1 protein-coding gene is annotated in these 770 nt (G+C 64.8%); it reads right to left on the bottom strand.

Annotated elements, in window-relative coordinates:
- On the bottom strand, nucleotides 1-770 hold a 770-nt coding region (locus AC3WR5_RS33475; protein ID WP_492490115.1), incomplete at both ends, for a branched-chain amino acid ABC transporter substrate-binding protein.

Genomic DNA, 770 nt, shown 5'->3' with positions numbered 1-770 from the left:
ACGGCGATCTGCTCGCGGGCGTCGCCCTTGTAGGTGTACAGCGTCAGGGCGCCGTTCTTGATGTCGCCCTTCTCGTCGAAGGCGATGGTGCCGGTCACGCCCTTGTAGCCGCTGGTCTTGGCTAGCACCGGCAGGTACTTGGCCGGTTCCGCCGAGCCGGCCTTGACCATCGCGTCGACCATCACCATCGTCGCGTCATAGACGTACGGGGCGTAGATCTGCACGTCCGCGCCGAACTTCTTCTTGAAGTCGACCTTGAACTTCTCCATGCCGACCTTCTGCGAGCCTTCGACGCCGCCGGCTTCCGCGCACACGACCTGGCCGTCGGCCATCGCGCCTGCGGCCAGCTTGGGCAGTTCGCCCGAGCAGATGCCGTCGCCGCCCATGAACTTGGCGGTGATGCCGAGCTGCTTCATCTGGCGGATCATCGGGCCGGCCACAGCGTCCATGCCGCCGTAGAACACGACGTCAGGCTTGGTGGCCTTGATGCTGGTCAGGATGGCGGTGAAGTCGGTGGCCTTGTCGTTGGTGAATTCGCGCTTGGCGATCTTGCCGCCCGCGCCCTTGACACCTTTTTCGAATTCGTCGGCCACGCCTTGGCCGTAAGCGGTGCGGTCGTCGATCACGGCAATCGTCTTGCCCTTGAGCGAGGTGACGGCGTACTTGCCCAGCGTGCCGCCCAGGTGCACGTCGTCAGCCACCACGCGGAAGGCGGTCTTGAAGCCTTGGCGGGTGTACTTGGGGTTGGTGGCAGACGGGGAGATCTGCGG

This window comes from Ideonella sp. FW305-24 (assembly GCF_058788035.1).
Note: the sequence above shows the minus strand (reverse complement) of the source record. Positions and strands in the feature narration are given on the sequence as shown.